Annotated in this window: 21 protein-coding genes; 5 read left to right on the forward strand and 16 right to left on the reverse strand. The window is 64.0% G+C overall.

Annotated elements, in window-relative coordinates; translation table 11 throughout:
* Window positions 1-4: 4 nt before the first annotated feature.
* The 10 genes from modC to DEH80_RS16320 form a co-directional block, all read right to left on the reverse strand.
* A complete protein-coding gene (gene modC, locus DEH80_RS16275) occupies window positions 5-1,099 on the reverse strand; it encodes a molybdenum ABC transporter ATP-binding protein (protein WP_109721582.1) in 1,095 nt (364 codons plus the stop codon).
* On the reverse strand, window positions 1,096-1,788 hold the full coding sequence (modB, locus tag DEH80_RS16280) for a molybdate ABC transporter permease subunit (RefSeq protein ID WP_109721583.1): 693 nt from the start codon (window positions 1,786-1,788) through the stop codon (window positions 1,096-1,098). The genes modC and modB overlap by 4 nt, the downstream gene beginning before the upstream one ends.
* A complete protein-coding gene (gene modA, locus DEH80_RS16285) occupies window positions 1,785-2,555 on the reverse strand; it encodes a molybdate ABC transporter substrate-binding protein (RefSeq protein WP_109721584.1) in 771 nt (256 codons plus the stop codon). Before modA ends, modB begins: the two co-directional genes overlap by 4 nt.
* On the reverse strand, window positions 2,552-5,236 hold the full coding sequence (locus tag DEH80_RS16290) for a nitrate reductase (protein WP_109721585.1): 2,685 nt from the start codon (window positions 5,234-5,236) through the stop codon (window positions 2,552-2,554). Before DEH80_RS16290 ends, modA begins: the two co-directional genes overlap by 4 nt.
* Window position 5,237: 1 nt before the next feature.
* Window positions 5,238-5,570: a nitrite reductase small subunit NirD gene (gene nirD, locus DEH80_RS16295; protein WP_109721611.1), complete on the reverse strand. Its 333-nt coding sequence runs from the start codon at window positions 5,568-5,570 to the stop codon at window positions 5,238-5,240.
* Window positions 5,571-5,575: 5 nt separating this feature from the next.
* On the reverse strand, window positions 5,576-8,053 hold the full coding sequence (gene nirB, locus DEH80_RS16300) for a nitrite reductase large subunit NirB (protein WP_109721586.1): 2,478 nt from the start codon (window positions 8,051-8,053) through the stop codon (window positions 5,576-5,578).
* Window positions 8,054-8,087: 34 nt separating this feature from the next.
* On the reverse strand, window positions 8,088-9,311 hold the full coding sequence (locus tag DEH80_RS16305) for an alginate export family protein (RefSeq protein ID WP_165831526.1): 1,224 nt from the start codon (window positions 9,309-9,311) through the stop codon (window positions 8,088-8,090).
* A gap of 214 nt (window positions 9,312-9,525) precedes the next feature.
* Window positions 9,526-10,092, reverse strand: a complete 567-nt coding sequence (locus DEH80_RS16310; RefSeq protein ID WP_109721588.1) for an ANTAR domain-containing response regulator — start codon at window positions 10,090-10,092, stop codon at window positions 9,526-9,528.
* A gap of 225 nt (window positions 10,093-10,317) precedes the next feature.
* Window positions 10,318-10,914, reverse strand: a complete 597-nt coding sequence (locus DEH80_RS16315) for an ATP-dependent Clp protease proteolytic subunit (protein WP_109721589.1) — start codon at window positions 10,912-10,914, stop codon at window positions 10,318-10,320.
* 142 nt (window positions 10,915-11,056) lie between these two features.
* Window positions 11,057-13,141, reverse strand: coding sequence for a DUF1302 domain-containing protein (locus DEH80_RS16320; protein ID WP_165831527.1), 2,085 nt, complete (start codon window positions 13,139-13,141; stop codon window positions 11,057-11,059).
* A gap of 213 nt (window positions 13,142-13,354) precedes the next feature.
* On the opposite strand from DEH80_RS16320, the gene DEH80_RS16325 reads away from it, so the two are divergent.
* The gene (locus tag DEH80_RS16325; protein WP_109721591.1) at window positions 13,355-13,885 is read left to right on the forward strand and encodes a Panacea domain-containing protein; all 531 of its coding nucleotides are present in this window, start codon (window positions 13,355-13,357) and stop codon (window positions 13,883-13,885) included.
* Here the strand turns inward: DEH80_RS16325 and DEH80_RS16330 are convergent.
* Window positions 13,875-14,144 (reverse strand): hypothetical protein, encoded by a 270-nt coding sequence (locus tag DEH80_RS16330; RefSeq protein ID WP_109721592.1) that lies wholly within the window; start codon window positions 14,142-14,144, stop codon window positions 13,875-13,877. The two genes, DEH80_RS16325 and DEH80_RS16330, sit on opposite strands and share 11 nt — an antisense overlap.
* A gap of 101 nt (window positions 14,145-14,245) precedes the next feature.
* Between DEH80_RS16330 and DEH80_RS16335 the strand changes: the two genes are divergently transcribed.
* Complete coding sequence (locus DEH80_RS16335) at window positions 14,246-14,632, forward strand: MAPEG family protein (protein ID WP_109721593.1); 387 nt, start codon at window positions 14,246-14,248, stop codon at window positions 14,630-14,632.
* Window positions 14,633-14,841: 209 nt separating this feature from the next.
* Here DEH80_RS16335 and arfB read toward each other — a convergent pair whose 3' ends face one another.
* From arfB to DEH80_RS16350, 3 genes are all read right to left on the reverse strand, one after another.
* The gene (gene arfB, locus DEH80_RS16340; RefSeq protein WP_109721612.1) at window positions 14,842-15,264 is read right to left on the reverse strand and encodes an alternative ribosome rescue aminoacyl-tRNA hydrolase ArfB; all 423 of its coding nucleotides are present in this window, start codon (window positions 15,262-15,264) and stop codon (window positions 14,842-14,844) included.
* A 70-nt stretch (window positions 15,265-15,334) separates the two neighbouring features.
* Window positions 15,335-15,979: a hypothetical protein gene (locus tag DEH80_RS16345; RefSeq protein WP_109721594.1), complete on the reverse strand. Its 645-nt coding sequence runs from the start codon at window positions 15,977-15,979 to the stop codon at window positions 15,335-15,337.
* A 12-nt stretch (window positions 15,980-15,991) separates the two neighbouring features.
* Window positions 15,992-16,612 carry a hypothetical protein gene (locus DEH80_RS16350; protein ID WP_133249289.1) on the reverse strand — a complete coding sequence of 207 codons (621 nt, stop codon included), beginning with the start codon at window positions 16,610-16,612 and terminating at the stop codon, window positions 15,992-15,994.
* 326 nt (window positions 16,613-16,938) lie between these two features.
* On the opposite strand from DEH80_RS16350, the gene DEH80_RS16355 reads away from it, so the two are divergent.
* The 3 genes from DEH80_RS16355 to DEH80_RS16365 are packed head-to-tail and all read left to right on the forward strand — an operon-like array spanning window position 16,939 to window position 19,195.
* Complete coding sequence (locus DEH80_RS16355) at window positions 16,939-17,931, forward strand: cytochrome-c peroxidase (protein WP_109721596.1); 993 nt, start codon at window positions 16,939-16,941, stop codon at window positions 17,929-17,931.
* An 11-nt stretch (window positions 17,932-17,942) separates the two neighbouring features.
* Window positions 17,943-18,599: a cupredoxin domain-containing protein gene (locus tag DEH80_RS16360; RefSeq protein ID WP_109721597.1), complete on the forward strand. Its 657-nt coding sequence runs from the start codon at window positions 17,943-17,945 to the stop codon at window positions 18,597-18,599.
* On the forward strand, window positions 18,596-19,195 hold the full coding sequence (locus DEH80_RS16365) for a cytochrome P460 family protein (protein WP_109721598.1): 600 nt from the start codon (window positions 18,596-18,598) through the stop codon (window positions 19,193-19,195). Before DEH80_RS16360 ends, DEH80_RS16365 begins: the two co-directional genes overlap by 4 nt.
* Here DEH80_RS16365 and DEH80_RS16370 read toward each other — a convergent pair.
* On the reverse strand, window positions 19,192-20,418 hold the full coding sequence (locus DEH80_RS16370) for a serine hydrolase domain-containing protein (protein ID WP_109721599.1): 1,227 nt from the start codon (window positions 20,416-20,418) through the stop codon (window positions 19,192-19,194). The genes DEH80_RS16365 and DEH80_RS16370 overlap by 4 nt on opposite strands.
* A 5-nt stretch (window positions 20,419-20,423) precedes the next feature.
* The gene (locus DEH80_RS16375; RefSeq protein WP_109721613.1) at window positions 20,424-21,170 is read right to left on the reverse strand and encodes an SDR family oxidoreductase; all 747 of its coding nucleotides are present in this window, start codon (window positions 21,168-21,170) and stop codon (window positions 20,424-20,426) included.
* Window positions 21,171-21,274: the final 104 nt, after the last annotated feature.

A 21,274-nucleotide genomic window follows, 5' to 3' on the forward strand; every position in this document is an offset into this window, starting at 1 on the left:
GCAATCAGCGCAGCACGGCCACCGCCTTGATCTGCGCCCAAAGCTGGTCGCCTGAACACAGCCCGAGTTCCGCGACAGATCGTCGGGTCACCCGTGCCAGCAGAGGGGTCGACCCGGCACGAAGCCGAACCAGCTGATCTGGCCCATCGCCGGGCCCATCCAGCGCCTCGACGGTGACGGGCAGGCGATTGAGCAGGCTGCTGCGGGCCTCGGGGTCACGGCTCAGGCTGACATCGCGGGCCTGCACCTGCAGCCGCAAGTAGGCGCCGGGCTGCCCGAGGCGCCCATCGACCCACAGTGCACCACCTGCGAACGCGGCGCGCAGCAGCCCCCAGCGGGCATCCTGCTCGACGACCTGCGCCTCGATGAGCGCGCCGGGTTCTTCATGGGCGCCCCGCAGATGCGGCAGCACGTCCCGCACCGTCCCCTGCCTGGCCACCCGCCCCTGACGCAGCTCCACGACGTAATCCGCCAACCGAGCGACTTCGTACACGCGATGCGTGACGTACAGCACGGGCAGCGCCTGATCACGGCAGAGACGGTCGAGATACGGCAGCAGCTGGTGGCGTCGCTCCGGGTCCAGCGCGGACAAGGGTTCGTCCAGTAGCAACAGCGCGGGCCCGACGAGCAATGCGCGAGCGATAGCGACACGCTGGCGCTCCCCACCGGATAGCGTTTGCGGACGCCTGTCCAGCAACTGACCCAGTTCCAGTGATTCGACCACCGCATCGAAACCGGGGGCCCCGTCACCGGCCCGCCGGGCGGCATAACGCAGATTGCCCCGCACTGTGAGATGCGGGAACAGCGCGCAATCCTGGAACACGTAACCGATCCGGCGTCGGTGAGCCGGTAGCTGATGCTGCGGTGATTGCCAAGACTGCCCACCCAGGGTCACCCAACCCTGAGCGGCCGACAGGCCGGCGATGGCGCGCAGCAGGGTGGTCTTTCCGGCACCTGACGGGCCGAAGATGGCCGTCACACCTCGACCCGGCAACTGCAAATCGACCGCCAGACGATCCGCGCATGACGGGACCGCAGCCGCCAGCCTGAGCTGCACCCGCAACCCGCAGGGCGATGTTGTCGGCGGACAGCCGGTCATGTCCCGACGCCGCGCAAGCCAAGCAACCGTCCGCGCCAGCCGTAAACCGGCAGCAACACGGCAAAGGACAGGCCAACCAGCCACGCCGCCAGCCCATGGGCCCGGTCGTAGTCTAGCGATTCCACATGCTCGTAAATCTGCACGGCAGCCACGCGCGTCTCGCCCGGCAGGCTGCCGCCCATCATCAACACCACGCCGAATTCACCCAGCGTGTGCGCAAACCCCAGCACGGCAGCGGTCACGAAGCCGGGCCAGGACATCGGAAGCACCAGCGTGACCAGGCGGTCCAGCGGACCGGCTCCCAGGGTCGCGGCGGCATCCAGCGATGCGGACCCCACCGCCTCCATCGCGCCCTGAATCGGCTGGACGACGAAGGGCAGCGAGTACACCACCGAGGCCAGCACCAGCCCTTCGAATGTGAATGGCAGACGCCCCAGCCCCAGGGCTTGCGTCCATGCCCCGATGGGGCCGCCCTCACCCAATACGATGAGCAGGTAGAAACCCAGGACACTGGACGGCAACACCAGCGGCATGGCCACCAGTGTTGCGACGATGGCCCGCCAGCGGCTGCTGCCCCGCGCCAGCCACCAGGCCAACGGTGTGGCGAGAATGAGCAGGAACAGCGTCGAGACCAGCGCCAGCCGCAGGCTTAACGCCAGCGCCTGCCAGTCAGCGGCGGCCAATGTCACGAGATAGCGGCGCGATCGACAACGGCATAGCCAGCCGCCTCGATACGCGCTTGCGCCGGCTGGCCGCGTAGCCAACGGATGAAGGCCACCGCGGCCGGCTGCCCGGCACCACGGAGCAGCAACACGGCTTCCTGGTCGATCGGTGCATGCCAATGCGCGGGCACCAGCCAGGCCTGGTTACGCTGGGACGGCGGAATCAGCGACCACGCAACCAGCCCGATCGGCGCGTGTCCGGTCGCGACATAACGCGTGGCCTGGGCCACGTTTTCGCCCAGCACCCGTTGCGTGGCATCCAGATCGAGTGCGAGGTAGCGCAGCACCTGCATCGCGGCCTGGCCATAGGGCGCCAGGCGCGGATTGGCCAGCGCAATCGTCGGTTCGGCGTACAGCCGCTGAGGCCCGCGCAGCGGCTGCCCGTCACCGGCCCAAAGTGCCAGCCGGCCGCTGGCATAAACAAAGCGCTTGCCTGGAACGGTGAGCCCCAGCGCTTCCAGCCGCGCCGGTTTATCGCGATCGGCCGATAACAGCACGTCATACGGAGCGCCTTGGCGAATCTGGGCGTAAAGCTTGCCGGATGCGCCACCGATCAACGTGAGGCGGTGTCCGGTTTGTCGCCGAAACAAGGGCGCCAATTCACGGGCAACCGGCAGAAAATTCATCGCCACGGCCACGCGCGCGGGCTCTGCCGGACTCGCCAGGCCAGGGTGTGTCCATACGAACAGCCCGAGCCAGGCCAGAGCCAACCAGCGCAGCAGGGCCGCGATCATCCGGCGGCCGCGAGTAATGCGCGTAGCTCCGGCAGGCAGGATCCGCAGTTGGTTCCGGCCTTGAGCCGGGCGCCAATGGCATCCGTATCGCCGCAGCCCTGGGCAATGGCATCGACGATGGCCTGTCGGCCGACGCCAAAGCAGGCGCAGACCTGCGGTCCGGGGTCGGCCCCGGGGTCCGGCGATTGACCCGCCAACAGACCCCGGCGGTCTGCCTCGTCGAGCGCCGGTTTGGCAAACAAGCCGCCAAGCCAACCTCGATCCGGCAGACGCGCCGGTCCTGCCGCAACAAATAGACAGCCGACCAGGCGACCATCCCTGATGCGCGCGATGCGACCCTGCCGCGTCCTGGCGTCGACATACTGCAGCCATTCATCGCGCTCGCCTCCGAGCCACACCTTGGCTCGCTCCACCCAGTCTTCCGGCGACAGGTGTTCGTCGATGCTGACGAACTCCATGCGCCAGAAGGCCGGACCTCTCGCCCGTACCCAATACGCCGGTGCGGTGTCTCGTGGCCCGCCGGCATCGGCCGCCAGCGCCTCGCGGCTCAAGGCAAAGCCATACCAGGCGGCCGGCAGCGCACGCACACGCACGGGGGTGTGCTTGAACTCGGGCTCGCCCGAGTCGGGATCGACCACCGGATTGACCACGGCATCGATCCGACAGCGACTGGACACGGCATCGTTCCAGTGCATCGGCACGAAGACCGAACCCGGCCGCTGACCGGTATCGATATGGACCCGGGCCAGCGCCCGTCCCCATCGGCTCTCGATCAGGGCCACGTCCTGCTCAAACAGAGACAGACTGCGCGCATCCTGCGGATGCACATCCACGGTCGGCTCCGGCCGATGCCCACCCAAGCGAGGTGCCTTGCCGGTGCGCGTCATCGTGTGCCAGTGATCACGCACACGTCCGGTATTGAGTACCAACGGATAATCGGGATTGGGCGGATGCGCCGGGGCACGTGGCTGGAGCACCTGCATGCGCGCCTTGCCCTGATCCGTTGAAAACGGGTGATCCGCGAACGGTCTGGCTCGATCCTCGGGTCCGAGTATCGGCCACCGGCGTGGGGCCATGGCCGCATAGGCCTGGGCGCCCTGCCCGACCAGTCCCGCCAGATTCAACTGGCGGATGCGACCGTTGGCGTCGTTCTCGAATGCAGTCAGCCGCGCATGTTCGTCAAAGATCTCCGCCGTTGTTTCATAATCAAAGCCCTCCATCCCAAGCCGCTGGGCCACCTGGGCCACCATCCACCAGTCTGGCCGCGCCTCACCGGCCGCCGGCAGAAACCGCCGCTGCCTGGAGATCATCCGCTCCGAGTTGGTTACCGTGCCGTCCTTCTCCCCCCAGGCCTCGGCGGGAAGCCGGACGTTGGCGGTGGCCACCGTATCGGTATTGGCCATGCAGTCGGAGACGATCACATTCGGACAGCGCAGCAATGCCTCACGCACGCGATCGGCGTCCGGCATGGAAACCACGGGATTGGTCGCCATGATCCAGATCAGCTGTATCCGGCCGGCATGCACGGCCTCGAACAAATCGACCGCTTTCAGCCCCGGCTGGCGGGCGACGGCCAAGCTCCCCCAGAACCGCTGGACCCGATCCGCCTCGTCAAAACCCATGTGGGCAGCCAGCGTCGATGCCAGGCCCCCGACCTCGCGCCCACCCATGGCGTTCGGCTGACCGGTTATCGACAGGGGGCCGGTACCGGGCCGATTCAGGCGTCCGGTTGCCAGGTGACAATTAATGATGGCGCTGACCTTGTCACTGCCGGCGCTGGATTGATTCACGCCCTGCGAGTAGAGCGTGACCACCCGGTCCGTGCGGGCGAATAGCTGGAAGAAGCGCGCCACATCCTCTGCACCCAGACCGCAGCGCGCAGCCACCGCCGCCGGGGATGCGCCTTGCTCCCGGGCAGCGGCCAGCGCCTCGCCAAACCCGCTGACCTGGGCCTCCAGATAGCGGTAGTCCAGATGACCGTTGTGCTCCAGAAAGGCCAGCAGTCCCTGGAACAGCGCGACATCGCTCCCCGGCGCGAGCGGCAAATGCAGATCTGCCTCCTCTGCGGTGGCGCTGCGCCGCGGATCGATCACCACGACCTGTGCCTTGCGTTGCCGCTGATTACCACGAATGCGCTGGTAGACGATGGGATGACACCAGGCCGTATTGGCTCCCACCAACACGATGAGGTCGGCCACATCGAGGTCCTCGTAACAGCCAGGGACCACGTCTTCGCCGAAGGCCCGTTGGTAGCCCACCACCGAGGACGACATGCAAAGCCTGGAGTTCGTATCGATGTTGCCGGTGCCCAGTCCACCCTTGGCGAACTTGTTGGCCACGTAGTAATCCTCGGTCAACAACTGACCCGAGACATACAAGGCCACCGCCTCCGGCCCATGCGAATCCAGCACGCGACGAAAACGACCCGCCACGTCATCCAGCGCGGTGTTCCAGTCCACGGCTTGGCCGTCCACGCTGGGGTGTAACAGTCGCTGATCCAGATCCAGCGTCTCACCCAACGCGCTGCCCTTTGAGCACAGCCGTCCCGCATTGGCCGGGTGCGCCGGATCACCGGCAATCGTGGCCTGGCCGTTCTCCAAGGGGGTGGCCAGCACGCCACAACCCACCCCGCAATAAGGGCAGGTGGTGCGAACAGGCGACTGCGTGGCGGTCGCTGGCATCTCAGATGGGCAGCGCGACAAAGACCACGTCGCCATCGACGCGGGTGGCCAGCGTGCCGGTCTGCCCTTCATCCGGGGCGACCGCCTCGCCTGACTGCAGCTCGATGCACCAGTCATGCAGCGGGCAGTACACCCGGCATCCAGACACAATGCCCTGCGACAACGGACCGCCGCGATGCGGGCAGGCATCGTCCAGGGCAAACACCTGATCGTCGGCCGTGCGGAACACCGCAACCCGGCCACCCGGATGGGTCAGCGTCTTGGCGCCCATGCGGGGAATCTCGTTGAGCAAACCGACGCGCTGCCATTGCGGCGCGGCTTCACTGGCGGGCATCGCAGTCATGATCCAGCTCCGGTGAGCGCGTTCAGGGGACGGAATTCGCTCGCAGCCTCAGTGCCAGGCGCCATGGTTTCCCAAGGGTCGACCTGGGCGGTTTTCTGTGACTCGAGAAAGCGCGCATAGGCCGCCTGTCGACCCGCCGGGTCATCCACGACCCGTGCCCGGATGTAATCCAGCCCGACCCGTTCGATCCAGGGCGCCGTGCGCTCCAGGTAATGCGCCTCTTCGCGGTAGATCTGCATAAAGGCGCCGCAATACTCCAGAACTTCGGCCTCGCTGGTGACCCGGCAGAGCACGTCGGCCCCACGCAACTTGATGCCACCGTTACCGCCGATTTGCAGCTCATAACCCGAGTCGGTGCACAGCACCCCAAAATCCTTGATCGAGGTCTCGGCGCAGTTACGTGGGCAACCGGAGACCGCCATCTTGAACTTGTGCGGTGTCCAGGACCCCCAGGTCATGCGTTCGAGCTGCACACCCATGCCGGTAGAGTCCTGGGTCCCGAAGCGGCACCACTCGCTGCCGACACAGGTCTTGACGGTTCGCAAAGACTTGCCATAGGCATGGCCTGAGATCAGCCCGCCCTGCTCGCGCAGGTCCTTCCAGACCGCGGGCAAGTCCTCCTTTTTGACGCCGAACAGATCAATCCGCTGGCCACCCGTCACCTTGACGGTCGGGATGGCGTACTTGTCCGCCACATCCGCGATTGCCCGCAGCTCCCGGGGTGAAGTCAGCCCGCCGAACATGCGCGGAACCACTGAATAGGTCCCGTCCTTCTGAATGTTCGCGTGAGCGCGCTCGTTGATGAACCGAGATTGCGGATCGTCGCGGCCATCGGGATGGGTGGAGATCACGTAGTAGTTCAAGGCCGGTCGGCATTTGTTGCACCCATCCGGCTGCTTCCAGCCCAGACCGGCCCGCGCATCCGCCGCATCGGTCCAGCCCTGCTCGCGAATCGCTGCACGGACCTCGTCATGGTCCAGGTCGGTGCAGCCGCAGATGCTCGGCTTCTCAACCACCATGTCGTCGCCCAACGTGGCCTCCAGCACCTGCTCCACCATGGGCTTGCAAGAACCACAGCTGGTACCCGCCTTGGTGTACTGGCCGACTTCGGCCGCCGTCTTCAGCCCCTCGCGCTGAATGGTTTCGACGATCGCGCCCTTGCACACGCCATTGCAGTCACACACCTGGCGGTCATCCGGCCAGTCAGCTGCCGATGCGCTGTTCGCCGCAGGCGCATCCACAAAGGCCTGACCAAACACCAGCCGGTCACGAAACTCGGACACATCGGCGCCCTGGTTCATCAGATCGAAATACCAGCCGCCATCGAGGGTATCGCCATAGAGCACGGCGCCGGCGATGCGATTGTCCTTGACGATCAGGCGCTTGTAGACGCCGCGGCGCGGATCCTGGAAGACGATATCTTCGCTGCCCTCCCCGCCGGAGAAGTCGCCGGCCGAGAACAAATCCACGCCGGTGACCTTGAGCTTGGTCGACACCGCCTTGGACACGAACCGGCCTGAGCCGACCTGGGCCAGGTGTGAGGCGCAGACCTTGGCCTGATCCCAGATCGGAGCCACCAGCCCGAACACGGCCTGACGGTGCTGCACGCATTCACCGATGGCGTAGATGCTGGGATCGTAGGTCTGCATGGTGTCGTCGACGACGATGCCACGCTCACAGTGCAGGCCGATTTGCTGAGCCAGCGCAATATTCGGGCGGATGCCCACCGCCATGACCACGAGGTCGGCCTCCACCTCGCTGCCATCGGCAAAACGGATTCCGGTGACACGATCATCGCCGAGAATCTCCTGCGTTGCCGCCTGCATCCGGAACGCCATCCCGCGTGACTCCAGTTCCTGCCGCAGCAGATTGCCGGCCGGCGCATCAAGCTGGCGCTCCATCAGGGTGTCCATGATGTGGATGACGGTGACCTCCATGCCCCGCTTGGCCAGGCCATTGGCGGCCTCCAAACCCAGCAACCCGCCGCCGATGACCGCGGCCTTGCGATGGGTCTTGGCCGCATCGAGCATGGCGTTGACATCGTCCACATCACGGAAACTGATCACACCGTCCTTGTCCTTGCCCGGCACGGGGATGATGAACGGATTCGAGCCGGTGGCCAGCAGCAATCGGTCGTAAGGCACCTCAAGCCCTGATGCTGAGACCACCACTTTCTGTCGGCGGCGGACATCCACGACCGGATCACCGGCATGCAAGGTGATGCCGTGCTCGGCATACCACTCCGGGGTATTGATCATGATCTCGTCGAGCGTCTTCTCGCCCGCCAGCAGCGGCGAAAGCATGATCCGGTTGTAGTTGCCCAGCGGTTCGGCACCGAACACGGTGATGTCGTAGAGATCCGGCGCCAGCTTGAGCAGCTCTTCGACCGTCCGCATCCCGGCCATGCCGTTGCCCACGACCACCAGCCGGGGTTTGCGAGTCGAAGAAATCGACGGTTCTGTGGATTCGGTCATGATGCAGTCCTCGCGATCAGTCGGGGGAAGCGGTTCAGAAGGCGTAAGCGGTTTGCAGCCACAGGCGTCGCGTATCCACGGCGTGGGTATCGGCGCTGTAGTCGGCAAACTTCGCCAGCAGGCTGACACCGCATTTCAGTTTTTTGGCTGCGACCAGGTCCAGCTCCGTGCCCAGATCCTGGCCGCCGGTATCCGCCGTGAACTGGTGCCAGGCAGCCACGAGCTTTACGCCGCCCAACTTCGTGACGACCGAGGCGTAGAGATCCTCGACCCCGAAGGCCGGGATCGCCGCGACGAAAATATCGGCAAAGCCCTGGAACTTGTGGTTGGTGCCAAAAGGCGTCTGGAACGCATAGCTCCCGTCACCCGACAGCAGCTCGTAGCCGATGGCGGGCTTGAAGCCGGCGAATTGGTAGCTCAACTCCAGCTGGCTGTAGTCGGCGTCCACGGTGTCGGGACTGTCGGCATAGTCGCTCTGGGTTGCGTAGCTGGCGCGGTAGCCAAACGCGCCCAGTTTTCCTGCGGCCGCAACCCCCAGCGTCTGGCTGTCAGGTGCGCCCGGAATACGCGGCGCGGTGCCGGCATCCACATCAAAATCCACCAGGTAGGCAAATCCGCTCAGCGACCAGGCGGCCGACGGTGCCAGCCGTGCGTGCAGCAAATGCGACGACATCTCGTTGTCGTTGAAGAAGATGAAGTTCTGACGGGTCAGATAGCTGTAGTCCAGCGTGACGGCATCGCTTGCCTTGTACTGCAGCCGCAAGCCGTCGAAGGTCTGCTCATCCTGACGCCAGCCGACATTGCCGACAAAACGGGCGTTGTCGAGGATGATGCGCTGGCGTCCCAACGTGGCCTTCAACCCATGACCCGGCGCGTACTGGAGCTGCGCCCGGTTGATATCGGAGCCGGTGGGGTCGGGAATCATCGAAAATCCGGACTGGCCATTGGTGGTCGCCAACACCCCCGGGCCGCTGTTGTAGTCCTGGCCCCCGGTTGCGAAAACACCCTCGTACTCGACCAGCACACTCCAGTCATCGGCTGGAGCAGCGACATAGCCCAGGCGCAGTCGCGTGGTCAGCGCATCGCCATCTTCCAGTGCATTGTCCTGCTCCACATGTTCATAGCGGATTCGCAGGTCAACCATCGGCTCACCAGCGGCCAGCCCCGTTGCATCGGGTGCAGACGCCAGGGCCTGCAGGGGCAGGATTAACGCGAATGGGCCGACAACGGCGGCACGTAAAAAGCTTGGTTTGGTCATGTTCAGGCTCCCAGAAACGAAAAAGCGCCCGACAGCCAAGCTGCCGAGCGCCATTGCTCAAATTCGGTTGTGGAGCTGAGTCCGCTGAATGGGCCGCCGTTGACCCGCAGAATCAGTCAGCCTCTGTTATGCATCTGGCGTGCCAAACGAAATTGCGCGTCAATACGGGCTTGGAGACGCCGGATCCCGCAGATGCCGCACCGCAGCAGTGCGACTACGCGCTATTCTGGAGCAAGCGCAATGAGACATCGGCCATCGGCGTGCCGGAGCGCATCGATTCATCACGCAGCCGTTTAAAGGCCTCGGCCTCAGTCAGCCCATGCTGATCCATTAATAAGCCTTTGGCGCGTTCGATCAACCGGCGGCCCTCCAGCGAATGCTTGGCTTCCTGTAGTTCCGCCCGTAGCAAATCAGCCTGCCGGTACTGGGCCACCGCCACTTCGACCATCGACCGGAGCAGCGCCGGTGACAGGCCATCCACGCTGTAGGCCGCCACGCCCTGGCCCAATGCCATCCGCAACAGCTCGGGGTTATCGGTTCGGGTCAGCATCAACAAGGGCTGGCCAGCATTCGCGCCTGCAGCAACCAGGTCTTCCACCACGTCGCGCGCGGGTGAATTGGCGTCAGCCAAGACCACATCCGGATGGAGCTCGGCAACCCGGTCATAAAGCTCCAAAGGCTGGGACACCGTGGCGATGACTGAGAATCCTGCGTCTTCCAGGGCCGCTCGCAATAGCGAAGCGCGGCCGGACTTGGCATCGACGAGTAGGATTTTCAGCATGTTTACTGCACCGCAACATTCCGATGTAGCAAGCAGTGAGCAAGCTTCGTGCCGTAAGACTGGCCTACGGGCTTGCCATCCCAACCGACGCCGCGAGCGACCCAGGATGCTGCGGCCCGCCTGGCAGGACGAGGTCGGCCCGAAGCCTGCCCAGCGCAGCCATCGGGCCGCACAACGAAAACGGCCCGCTAGAGCGCGGGCCGTGAATGGATCGCCGGCGGCCAGCTAGTCCAGGTCGCCAATCGTCTGGATGGTGCGGCTGACGATGCCGTAGTCCATCGCCTCCTGCGGACTCATCCAGAAGTCACGCTCCATATCGGTGAGCACCTTGTCATAGTCTTGGCCGGTGGCATCGGAGACGGTGCGTGCAATGCGCTCGCGGGTCTTGATGATCTCCTTGGCCTGAATGGCGATGTCGGCAGCCGGACCACCGGCCCCACCACCCGGCTGATGAATCATGAACCGCGTATTGGGCAGACACACCCGCCGTTCCTTCGGTGCCGACAGGAAAATGTGCGTGCCAGCGCTGGCCACCCAGCCACTGCCGATCGTCGTCACCGGCGACCGGATGAAACGAATCATGTCGTGGATGGCGTCCCCCGACTCGACATGCCCACCCGGCGAGGAAATCAGCATGCGGATGGGTGCGACCTTGTCATGATCCATGGCCAACAACTGGCGGCAGATCAGCGCAGCCGTCTTGTCATTAATGCCCCCGAACACGAGTACGAATCGGGCATCGAACAGCAGCTTGCCTTCCAGCTTGAAAATATCGTTCAAGGGGTTGGCCTCGTCTCCAGAGGCCATGTGCAGGTCGCTCATAGGTTGATCCTTTCCATTCAATTCAACCGGCGGTCGAGCCTGTCGACGCCGGCGGGCTGCAGAGGATCGGATGAATCGCCATCAATCGCAACGACTGATCCGCCGCCTCGCGCTTCCGCCGCGTCGGACGGTGGTCGGGGCATCAGAATTCGTAGGCAATAAACGCCTTGACGTGATCCCGGTCGCGCTCGAGATTGGAGTTGCCCGCACCCGTGTACCAGTTGTAGGAGACACCGGCCGTCCAGGCGGCGCCGAAGGTGGCATCCAGATTCCCGATGATCAACTTGCGTCCCTCAACAAAGTTGGTCATCGGCGACGGGGCATTGCCGCGGACATCGTGAAACCAGATCAGCGTGGGCTTGAGCGCAACGCCCGGGAAGACTTCGTTATAGGTCAAACGTACCAGCCCCCGCCATCCCCAGGAGGTGGGTGTCACGAAGTGATCGCGTTGCTGCGTCGGGTTCTGCCGCCGGGTGTCGGGCTCGCCATCCGGCGTGCCGGTGCCATCGGCTCCCGGGCTGGGATGCGTGTAATCACCCGGTCCCTGCAAGGGCAGCGTCTGCGGGCCGGCCAAGTCCCGAACGTGCATCAAGCCGGCCTCCAGCAGCAATAACAATTGGTCGGACCCGAATGGGTTGGCCGACAGAATGCGTAAGGCGGTCATCGACATCTGCGCCACGCCGTGGCGCTCATAGCCCTGGATCCGCGTGCCCGGTTGAACATCGATTCCCCGATTCTGGGCCGCGTAATCCGGCACCGCCGACCGGGCGCCCGGAATCGTCGAGTCCGCACCGTCCACCGTCGGCACGCCGGGAATCGCTCCGGCGCCAATCACGATGTCCTGCTCCGGAAACGCCGGCTGCAGCGCGGCGAAGACCAGGTCGGCTTGGTGGAGTTGCAGCGGCAGATTCGGGCGGTAGCTCAGCTCGCCCGCCAATGCCCAGTCACCGGCATTGGTGTTGAACGAGAGCCCGAACATGCGAATGTCTTCCGGATACTCCAGCTGCGCCTTCATGGTATCGACAGGTAGCAGATCATTGGCATTGCTGCCCGGCACGCGGCCGAAGCCCTCGCAAGCGACCAGGACTTCTGCGAATGTGCCGTTCTGCGTCCCTCGACCGCAGCTTTCCTGGGCTCCGAAGGTGGTCAGATAAGGCAGCCGGCTGTGGTAGTTCAAAAAATGAAACGCCAGCTCGGTGCCGTTGTTCAGCCAGTCGGCGTAATACGAGACCCGCAAGCCGAACTGACCGCCATCGTCCGGTTCGTTGTCGGGCAGCCGGTCCACCGTCCGTGTCGATTGCGAGATCTCGCCGGTCAAACCCGCGGCGCGAAACAGACGCTCCGGATCATCGTTGGTGTTGCCCAGGCCGATCATGATGTAGTCCTGGTCGCCTCCCGCCACATCGGACGTGGACAGGAAGGAGCCCGCCGGCGCGGGACGCACCGACTCCCAGCCGTACTGGTAGATCAACTCCGTGGAGACGAAATCGCCAATCGGGAACTGGACCAGCGCCAGCGGCGCCGGGATGTTGACATCCGCAATCTGAAATCCGGGGAAGCTCGCCACTGAGCCATCCAACGGGTTGAGTTCGTTGATCGAATTGAACAGCAGCAGGTTGGCCTCGCCCCAGGGGACCGTTTGGCGACCGACCGAGAACTGCACCTCGCGATTGAACATCGGGACGTAGGCCCGCAGGTAGGCCTCGCGCAGCTCGCCCCCCAAGGCATAACGCTGAACGATGCGCTCATCGCGCGGTGTTCGAGCCGGTTGGAACCGCGCGTCGGGATGATGCTCGTCGAAATCGGCATTGACCGGGTCATAGAACAACATGCCGGCGGCCGTGAAGGACACCGAACCGCGCGACACGGTCATCTCCGGTGCGATGAGCGTGGTCGCCGCTGTCACGTCCCCTTTGTCGTAGTTCAGGTTGCCGTTATCGCTGTTCAGCAATCCGAAGCCGCCCGGGGCGTCGACCAGGCGCTGGTTAGGTGCCGGATCGCCACTACTGGACTGACAGTTGTCCTCGGCACAAAGGTTCTGCTGACCCGGCACCGCCATCTTGTCGATTAACTCGTGGGCCCGATCCTGCGTGCGGATCGCCACGCCGCTCGACAGGCGGGTGGTCAACCGCACGTCGAATCCTGCGATGGATTCCTCGACCCCCCAAGCCGACGCACTCACCCCTGCAGCCAGTAGCGCCAACGCGCCCAGTCGCGATTGCTTCACCCGTTTTGTCTCCCAGTCCGACGCGGTTGTTCGCGCCTTGTCGTTGTTTTGCGGCAGCCTTGGACGGCTGCTCTGTCAGCCAACAGTAGCGCCCCGGCAAGGATTTCGGAACGACCCATCCGGTCGCCGGGACCCGGTGACCTGCCGGCAGTGGTAACGGCTGGTCAGTTCGTGCTCGCCGCCAGCGGGCGAGTTCGATAGGATGTTCAGGCCATGTTGAAAGCCGTCACAGAGCAAGCGGCTGCGGTCGCCAACGAGCTTATCCTTGTTGCTTATGAGGACGAGGGGCCGTTGTCTGCGCGCAAGTTGATGGCACTGGTCTATCTCGCCCATGGCTGGCACCTGGGCTACCACCACAGCCCGCTGCTGAATGAACCGATCGTGGCGACGCGTTACGGCCCGTCGATTCGCTCGCTGGAACAGTGGCTACGCATGGACAGCAAGCGCGATGTTCGCGCCTTGTTAATCCTGCGAGACGGCAGTTCGCCGCGCATGGCCAATCCCTCGCGGATGCAGAACCACCTGGAGGTACTGTGGACGGTTTATGGCCGCATGAGCGCGAACCAGATTCAGCGGATTACCTGCCTGGGTGATTCTCCCTGGTCGCTTTGTTGGCGCGAGCGTCATGAGAATCTGGGCGACGAGCTGATCATCCCGGACGATCTGATCTACAGCTATTTTTCCCGTCGCACCAACCGCCGGCGGGGCACGGCAGCGGCCAATCAGGACGCGTTCAGCCGCTAAGCCCCATCGCCTGTTGCTCCGCAGCTTCTGGCGGCGGGCCGTAGGGAATACCGCCCGGCTTCATCCGCCGCAGTCCGTCATGCCGGAACCACAGCCCCCCGCGCTCGTGGATGTAGGCCTTTGCGACGAGATAGGGCATGGCGCGCCCCTCGAACAGCGGCGGCGGTAACCGGCACAACACCACGGCGTCACGCGCCTCTTCGTTGTCGTCCACGGCCACGATGCGTCCATGCTCGCCGGCGTAGAGATGGGTCTTCATGATCTGCTTGTGCGTGAGGGGTCCGGTGCATAAAACGCAAAGCCGAGGTAGAACCGGACATGCGATGATGTCCCCGACTTCAAAACAACAAGGGGAGACTCATGACGATTGCATTGTGGTGCGTGTTGGCCGGTGGACTCATGCCGCTGATCTGGACCGGCATGGCCAAGTTCACCGGTGACCGCAAGCTCAGACCGCAGGACAACAAAAACCCGCGGGCCTTTCTCGCCGACGCCACCGGCCGACAGGCGCGCGCCAACAACGCCCAGCTCAACGCCTTCGAAGCATTCCCGCTGTTTGCCGCCGGTGTGCTAACCGCAGAGTGGCTCAATGCCACCCAGTCGGTCGTCGACGGCATTGCGCTGCTCTGGGTGGGACTGCGCCTAGCCTATGGCTTCATCTACCTGGCCGATTTGGGCACCCTGCGCAGCCTGGTCTGGTTTGCTGCCCTGCTCTGCTCGGTCTCACTGTTCGTCGTCGCAGCCTAATCCGTTCGCGCCGCCAAGTCGCTGCCTGCCAAGCGGCACAGCGTAGCGCGTTGATGCGCTTCGCCCTTTGCCCGTGTGAATCCGTTCCGCGCGCATTCGCGTTGTTCACCGACTTGGAGTGACCCAGCGGCACTCAGGTCGCCTGGCCTCACGCCAATCCGGCGCTGATGCTGCGAATCAATCAGCGCTGTGCTTGCTCGCGACCGCGATCAAGCATCGAGGCCGGGCGGGCGGCGGAGTTGCTTCGCTCGTCCGGTCGCCTTTTTTGACTCGACCCTCCGACGCTTGGCGGCGCGGCTGGGGCGTGTGGGCACCCGCTGTTTCGGTGCCTGCGCGGCCCGTTGTAACAGCCGCACCAAGCGTTCGATGGCATCGGCCTTGTTCTGCGCCTGGCTGCGGTAGCGTTGCGCCGTCAGGGTGATGACCCCATCGCTACGCATGCGCCGGCCCGCCAAGCTCCTTAGCCTTGCTAGCACCGCCGGAGAGACGGCGCTGGAGCGGGCGGCATCGAAGCGCAGCTGCACAGCGGTCGATGCCGTATTGACATGCTGCCCGCCCGGCCCCGAAGCCCGCAGGTGGCTAAAGCTGATCTCTTCGGACGGGATCCACCAGTTGTCATCAATCTCGATCATGGCCCACACGGTAGCGCCGCCTGTGCGGGTCTGACCAGCCGGTCTGAACAGCCAGGCCGGCCCTACGGGGCTAATGCTGGGCCGCCGCCCGTAATTTGCGGGCGCCGCTGAGCCGATAAAAGCGGCGCAGGCGGTTCAGGTGAGCACGCGGCCCCACCGCCGCATCCAGACGCTCGCAGTATTGGCGCGCCAATTGGCTGGCCCGGCGATAGCGCCAGCGCTGCTCGGCATCCAGCGTCTCACGTAGCTGAGGTTGATCGAACAGCCAGCGCAGCAGCAATGCCGGTGGCACGACCTGCTGCTGTTCGGTCAGCCGGTGCTGCAACCAGACAAACTTGTCGACTTCCGCCTGTAATTCAAGCTCCAGTTGGCTGACCGGCTGGTCCGCCTGGGCACGTTGCACCAACAGCTCGAAATGGCTGACGCCCTCCAACGCTTGCAGCCAGGCGTCCAGATTCCCGCCGTCGACACGCCCCGACGCCAGCTGGGACAGCAATTGGGCGTCGACAAACAGGCTGATATCGAGCTGCTCCCCCTGCTCATGGACCAACAGGGCCTCCTGCAAGTCCGCCGGCAATGGCGACAGTTGACTGGCCTGACGGCGATCGGTGATCAAAAAGCGGCGAACATCCGGACCGGGCACCAGGTCATAAACGCCTTGCAGGTCACGTTGCAGCCGCGCCATCACCGAGGTGACGGCATGCGCATTGGACATGACGGCGCAACCTCAATGCGGCCGCAGCGTATCCCGCTCGGCCACCGGCTGAATGCCTAGCCGGGCCAGTTGACGTGCGGCCCGTTGACTGCCCGTCTGTGCCCACAACGTGTACAGCTGCACGACATCCGCATCGGATTTGAGGTCTGATCGCTCCGACACTTCGTGCAGTACATCCACGAACCGGGGAAATTTCTCGGACAGCTCACCGAAAATGTCTCGGAACACAGCCCGTGCACGCGATGACTCGTAGATGTCACGCAGGCAGCTATACGCGGAACCGCCCATGGAAACGTAGTAGCGCAGCCCCACCTGACGCCGTTCCAGCCACTCGGGAAAGATGCCCGCGATGAAGAGCGCAAGATCGCCCATACGCTGGAGGGCCTCGTTGCGCGCCTCGGGCGACGGTGCCTCCACAGCCTGTTGATACAGTCCGGCCAGGGGTTGCAGGACCACCCCATCGGGCGTGGTCTCGAACACACGTTCGGCATGGACGAAGCCCGAGAGCATCTCCACCAGATACACCACCGTTTCGCCGGTGGCCTCCAATTGCTGATGAGCCATGGCCTCACGCACGGAAGTATCCAGGTACTCCCGCAGTCCCATGTCAATCAAACCCGTGGTATCTCTCACGTTGTCCTCCTGTCGCTGACTCGACGGCTGGTGGGTACTCCGGTTGGTTGTCCTGAGACGTCCAGCAAGCTTTGTGCCTGCGTCCGCCCACAGATCCGGACAGGACGCTTCCAGCCGTTCTAAACGATGCCTCGACGCCCGCCGGATTCGACGGCTGGTGACCGAACAACGGCCGGCTCCAGCCGACCAACGCGCATGACGCGGCCACATCGCAATGCACGACCTGCCTCATCGAGGACCGAAGCGGTTTGTGGACTCAAGTTCCCGCAAAAGGCGCCGATGTCTGCTGTCAGAACGGCCCTGTTCAGCCACGTGTGACTCCCAACATGATCTTGACGAACCGTCTCCTACGCCCCCTGATCGCCACCTTGCTGCTCATCGCTAGCGGCGTGGTCTTGGCCACGACACCACTGGGGACCCCACACCCGGACGACATCTGGTATCCCGACGACGAACCCCATAGCGCGCGGGAGATCGAACTCGGCAAGCTGCTGTATTTCGACACCCGGTTGTCGCATGACCAGGCACGGTCCTGCGCAAGCTGCCATAACCCTGATCTGGGATTCGGCGACGGCATGCGCCGCAGCCCGGGCATCGATGGTCAGCCGCTGGGTCGCAACACGCCGCACATCTACAACATGGCATGGAACACGGTGTTCTTCTGGGACGGCCGCGCCGCCACGCTGGAAGAGCAGGCCATCATGCCCATCCAGGCGGCCGAGGAAATGAATCTGCCGATGGCAGCTCTGGTGACCCGGCTACAGACGGTGCCGTACTACCGAGAGGAATTCAGCGCCGTCTATGGCAGTTCTGCCATCGATGAGGCCCAGATCGGCCGCGCCCTGGCGGCATTCATGCGAACGGTGGTCGCCGACAACTCACCCTTCGATCGCTACCTGCAGGGCGAACAAACCGCCATGAGCCCGGAAGCCGTGCGTGGCCTGGCGTTGTTCGAGGGCAAGGCGCGCTGCCACCTCTGCCATGACGGTCCAAACCTCACCGATGAGAGCTTCCACAGCCTGGGCATCGACGATGAGGACCTGGGCCGCGGCGGCGTCATCGGCGTCGAATCGCTCAATCACGCCTTCAAGACCCCAGGCCTGCGTAACGCGACCCTGACCTACCCCTATATGCACGACGGCTCGCTGCCGGACCTGGAGGCGGTGATCCGCTTCTACAACCGGGGCGGCGGTGATGCCGCACACAAGAGCAACCTGATGCAGCCCTTGAATCTCACCGAATCCGAGATTGTCGACCTGATTGCCTTTTTGGGCGCACTGGAAAGCCCGGTGCGTGTTACCCGCCCCACCCTTCCTTAACCCGGCCACCCATGATGAACAAACGCAACAAGACCCCGCTACATGCCCGACTGACGACCATCCTGCTCGGTGGCCTGCTGGCACTTCCGGTGACCGCCGCCGATCAATTCACCGGTCAGATCAGCTTCTCCAGCCGTCCCGCTGTGGTCGCCGTGCTCTACGTCCCAGGCCCCGGTGCTCAGGCGCAGACGCCCGTGGTCGACCAGGTGGATAAGCAATTCGCCGAATCGCTGGTTGTCGTTGCGCCTGGAGAATCCGTGGAGTTCAAGAATTCCGATGCCGTGGACCACAATATCTTTGCCAACGATATTCGTAAGAACGCGCGCTTTGACGTCGGCCTGATGCCGCCGGGCGGACAGCAGGCGATCCCCGCCGACTGGAACGAAGACACGCTGGTCCGCGTCGGCTGCAAGATCCATCCGAAGATGCGCATGTACATCGCCTCGCTGGAAGCGCGCTACCACAAAGTGGTGGAGTTCGACTCACGCACACGCGAGTACCCGCTGTCGCTGGCGGGCGTACCCGCAGATGCCGAGACCCTGGTGGTCCGCATTCCAAAATATGACGTCGTCGAGCTCGATCTGCGTGGCGCATCAGCATGGACGGTGCCGCTGACCAAGGGCGGCAAGCCCCGCGGTGAGATCACCCTGGCACGGGCTACGCCGTGAAACAGATCGTCCTGGGGCTTGCGGTCGCACTGATCCTGGCCGTCGGGCCCGCCCTTGTGGAGGCCGGAGACGAGGCCTCGCCCTACCCCCAACACATCAAAATGTTCGATACGCCACCGGCGTATGCAGAGCAGCTAGGGGATTACCGTCGACGCTGGGAGCGACTCACCGGTTTTGAGTACTCCGGCCTGCACTGGAACCAGTTCATCATGGTCTACACCAACCTCGGCGGCGAGGTGTACCAGAACAATTATCTGGAATTCATGCGCTGGTACGAGGATCCGGACGAGCCCGACAATCTGCCCCAGTACCAGCCGTATCCTGTTGGCACTGTGGTGCTCAAGGAAAACTTCCTGGCAGAAGAAGGCAAGCCCACGCAGGCCACCACGGTCACGGCCATGATCAAACAGCCGCCTGGCTACGCGCCGGCGGCCGGAGACTGGGAATATCTACAGTTTGACGCAGCCGGTCGGATCATCGTGGCCGGTCGCGGCGACGATCCGGCCATTCATGCGCTATGCGCTGACTGCCACAACAATATGGCCGAGCGAGACTACATTTTCTCGCAGATCTACAGCGCAGCGGGCCGCGACTAATCTGCAGTCGCGGCCGCGCGCAGGCCATCACGAATCGCGCGGAATACCACGATGGATTCATCCATGTTGGCCCGGTATTCCGGGTCGACGCTGCTACGCACGATGATGAGCCGGTCGGGCTCGGACACATAGATGTACTGGCCCCAGACACCGGCAGCAAAGTACTCGCGCTGCGCATCCGCCGGAATCCACCAGTGCAGCCCGTAGCCTCGCGGGCCGTACGCGTAGTCGGACTGGCCCGGTTGCATGTCCTGACGCGGAGGCGTCGTTGCCATCGGCACCCAGCCATCCGGTAACAAGGCACGGCCTTGCCATTGGCCCTGTTGCAAATACAACCGCCCGAGCTTGGCGTAATCACGCAGCTGGGCGTTGAGGCAGCAGAACGCCAGTTCCATGCCCTGCTCGCCCATGCGATCCGTGTTCCAGTACGCCTGACCGGCCATACCCAAGGGCTGCCATAGCTTGTCCTCCAGCAGCTTGCTCAGCGGCTGGTCGTACAGCTCGCTTAGCAGCTGGCCCAGAGCCTGGGTCTCGATGCTCGCATAATGAAAGTGACTGCCACTGGGGCGCGCTCGGTCGTAGTCATGCAAGACCGCCGTCAGGCGTTGCCGGAACGCGAACAGCTTGACGAACAGCATCTGAATATCGGAGCGACGGCTGTTGTAGGTCTCGTCAAAATCGATACCTGACGACATCTCCAACACGTGGCGTATCGGCACCCCTTCGTAAACGCTGCCGGTCAGTGACGGCGCATAGCGGTCTATCGGATCATCCAGCGACGCGATGCGACCTTCGCGCAGCGCCACACCCACCAACGTGGCGACGAAAGACTTGGCCACCGACCACGAGGTGTGTCGAGTGGTCTCGCTGGCCCCGAGGCGATACTGCTCATGCACGATGCGATCGTCCTGAATGACCAAGAGCCCGGTCGCGTCGACGCGAGTCAGGAAATCATCCAGGCGTCGCGTCTCTCCCGCATACGAGTATTGATCGACAATCGCGGCGGGCGCCGCGTCGAATTGAAACGGCCGGTCGGCGGCGTCAACCACGCGATACGGCATCAATCCTTCCATCGCCCGGAAGTGCGCGACCCGTTGATCCTCCGCGAACATCGTGTTGAGTTTGATCGGATTGTAGGTCGCCCAGGGCCTGAGCAGACCCAGCAAGGCGAGCACCCCGGCGAGTCCGATCAGCCCCAGTGCGGCCAGCAGTCGACGACGCATCCCGCTCAGCCCATCCGCGCCAGCGCGCCCAGGGGCAACCAGCGCATCAGCCGGGCCACCAGCCCCCAGGGCCAGCCCGGCACGAATGCCGAGGCCGGTTCACGCTCGATGGTCTTGACCAAGGCCCGGCAGCCGGTCTCGACATCGACCCGAAACGGCGCGTTTTTCAGATCGGCGTTAATGGCGGTCAGAATGTAGCCCGGCAGAATGGTCGACACATTGATCGGCGTGCCCAGGCAATCTAGGCGGATTCCTTCGGCCAGATTGGCCAGGCCTGCCTTGGTGGCCGCGTAGGTGGCCGCCGGCCCCTTGAAGCCGCGCACGGCGCTCACCGACGACATCGCCACCAAATGCCCGGCGTTCTGCGCCCGGAAAATCTCCATCGCCGCCTCGCACTGGGCCAGCGCGGCCGTGAAATTGGTCGTCGCCGTGCGGAGATTGGTGGAAAAATGCCCCGTGCCAATCTGCGCGCCGAACCCGATACCGGCATTGACGATGATGCGATCCAGCGTTCCGAATTCTTCACGAAACGCGTTAAAGACTTCGAAAACCTGGTCGTAATTGCAGACATCCAGTGCCCGCAGGCTGATGCGGATCTCGGGATACTTGGCCGACAGCTCGGACCGCAGGCTCTCCAGCGCATCGGTGTTGCGCGCACAAAGCGCCAGATGACGCCCCCGCGCGGCAAACTCGCGTGCCATGCCGGCGCCCAGCCCAGCGCTCGCGCCGGTGATCAGAATTGTTTTTCGCACCCCTGCTCCCTGGTGATGAATCATCTTGTCTTGGGACGGCGCTGATTGCGCGCCGTCCTGCTCAGGGCGCAGGGTAAGCCCTGCCTGCCGTCAGTGCGAGTCCG

It is taken from the genome of Abyssibacter profundi, assembly GCF_003151135.1.
Classification (GTDB): Bacteria; Pseudomonadota; Gammaproteobacteria; order Nevskiales; family OUC007; genus Abyssibacter; species Abyssibacter profundi.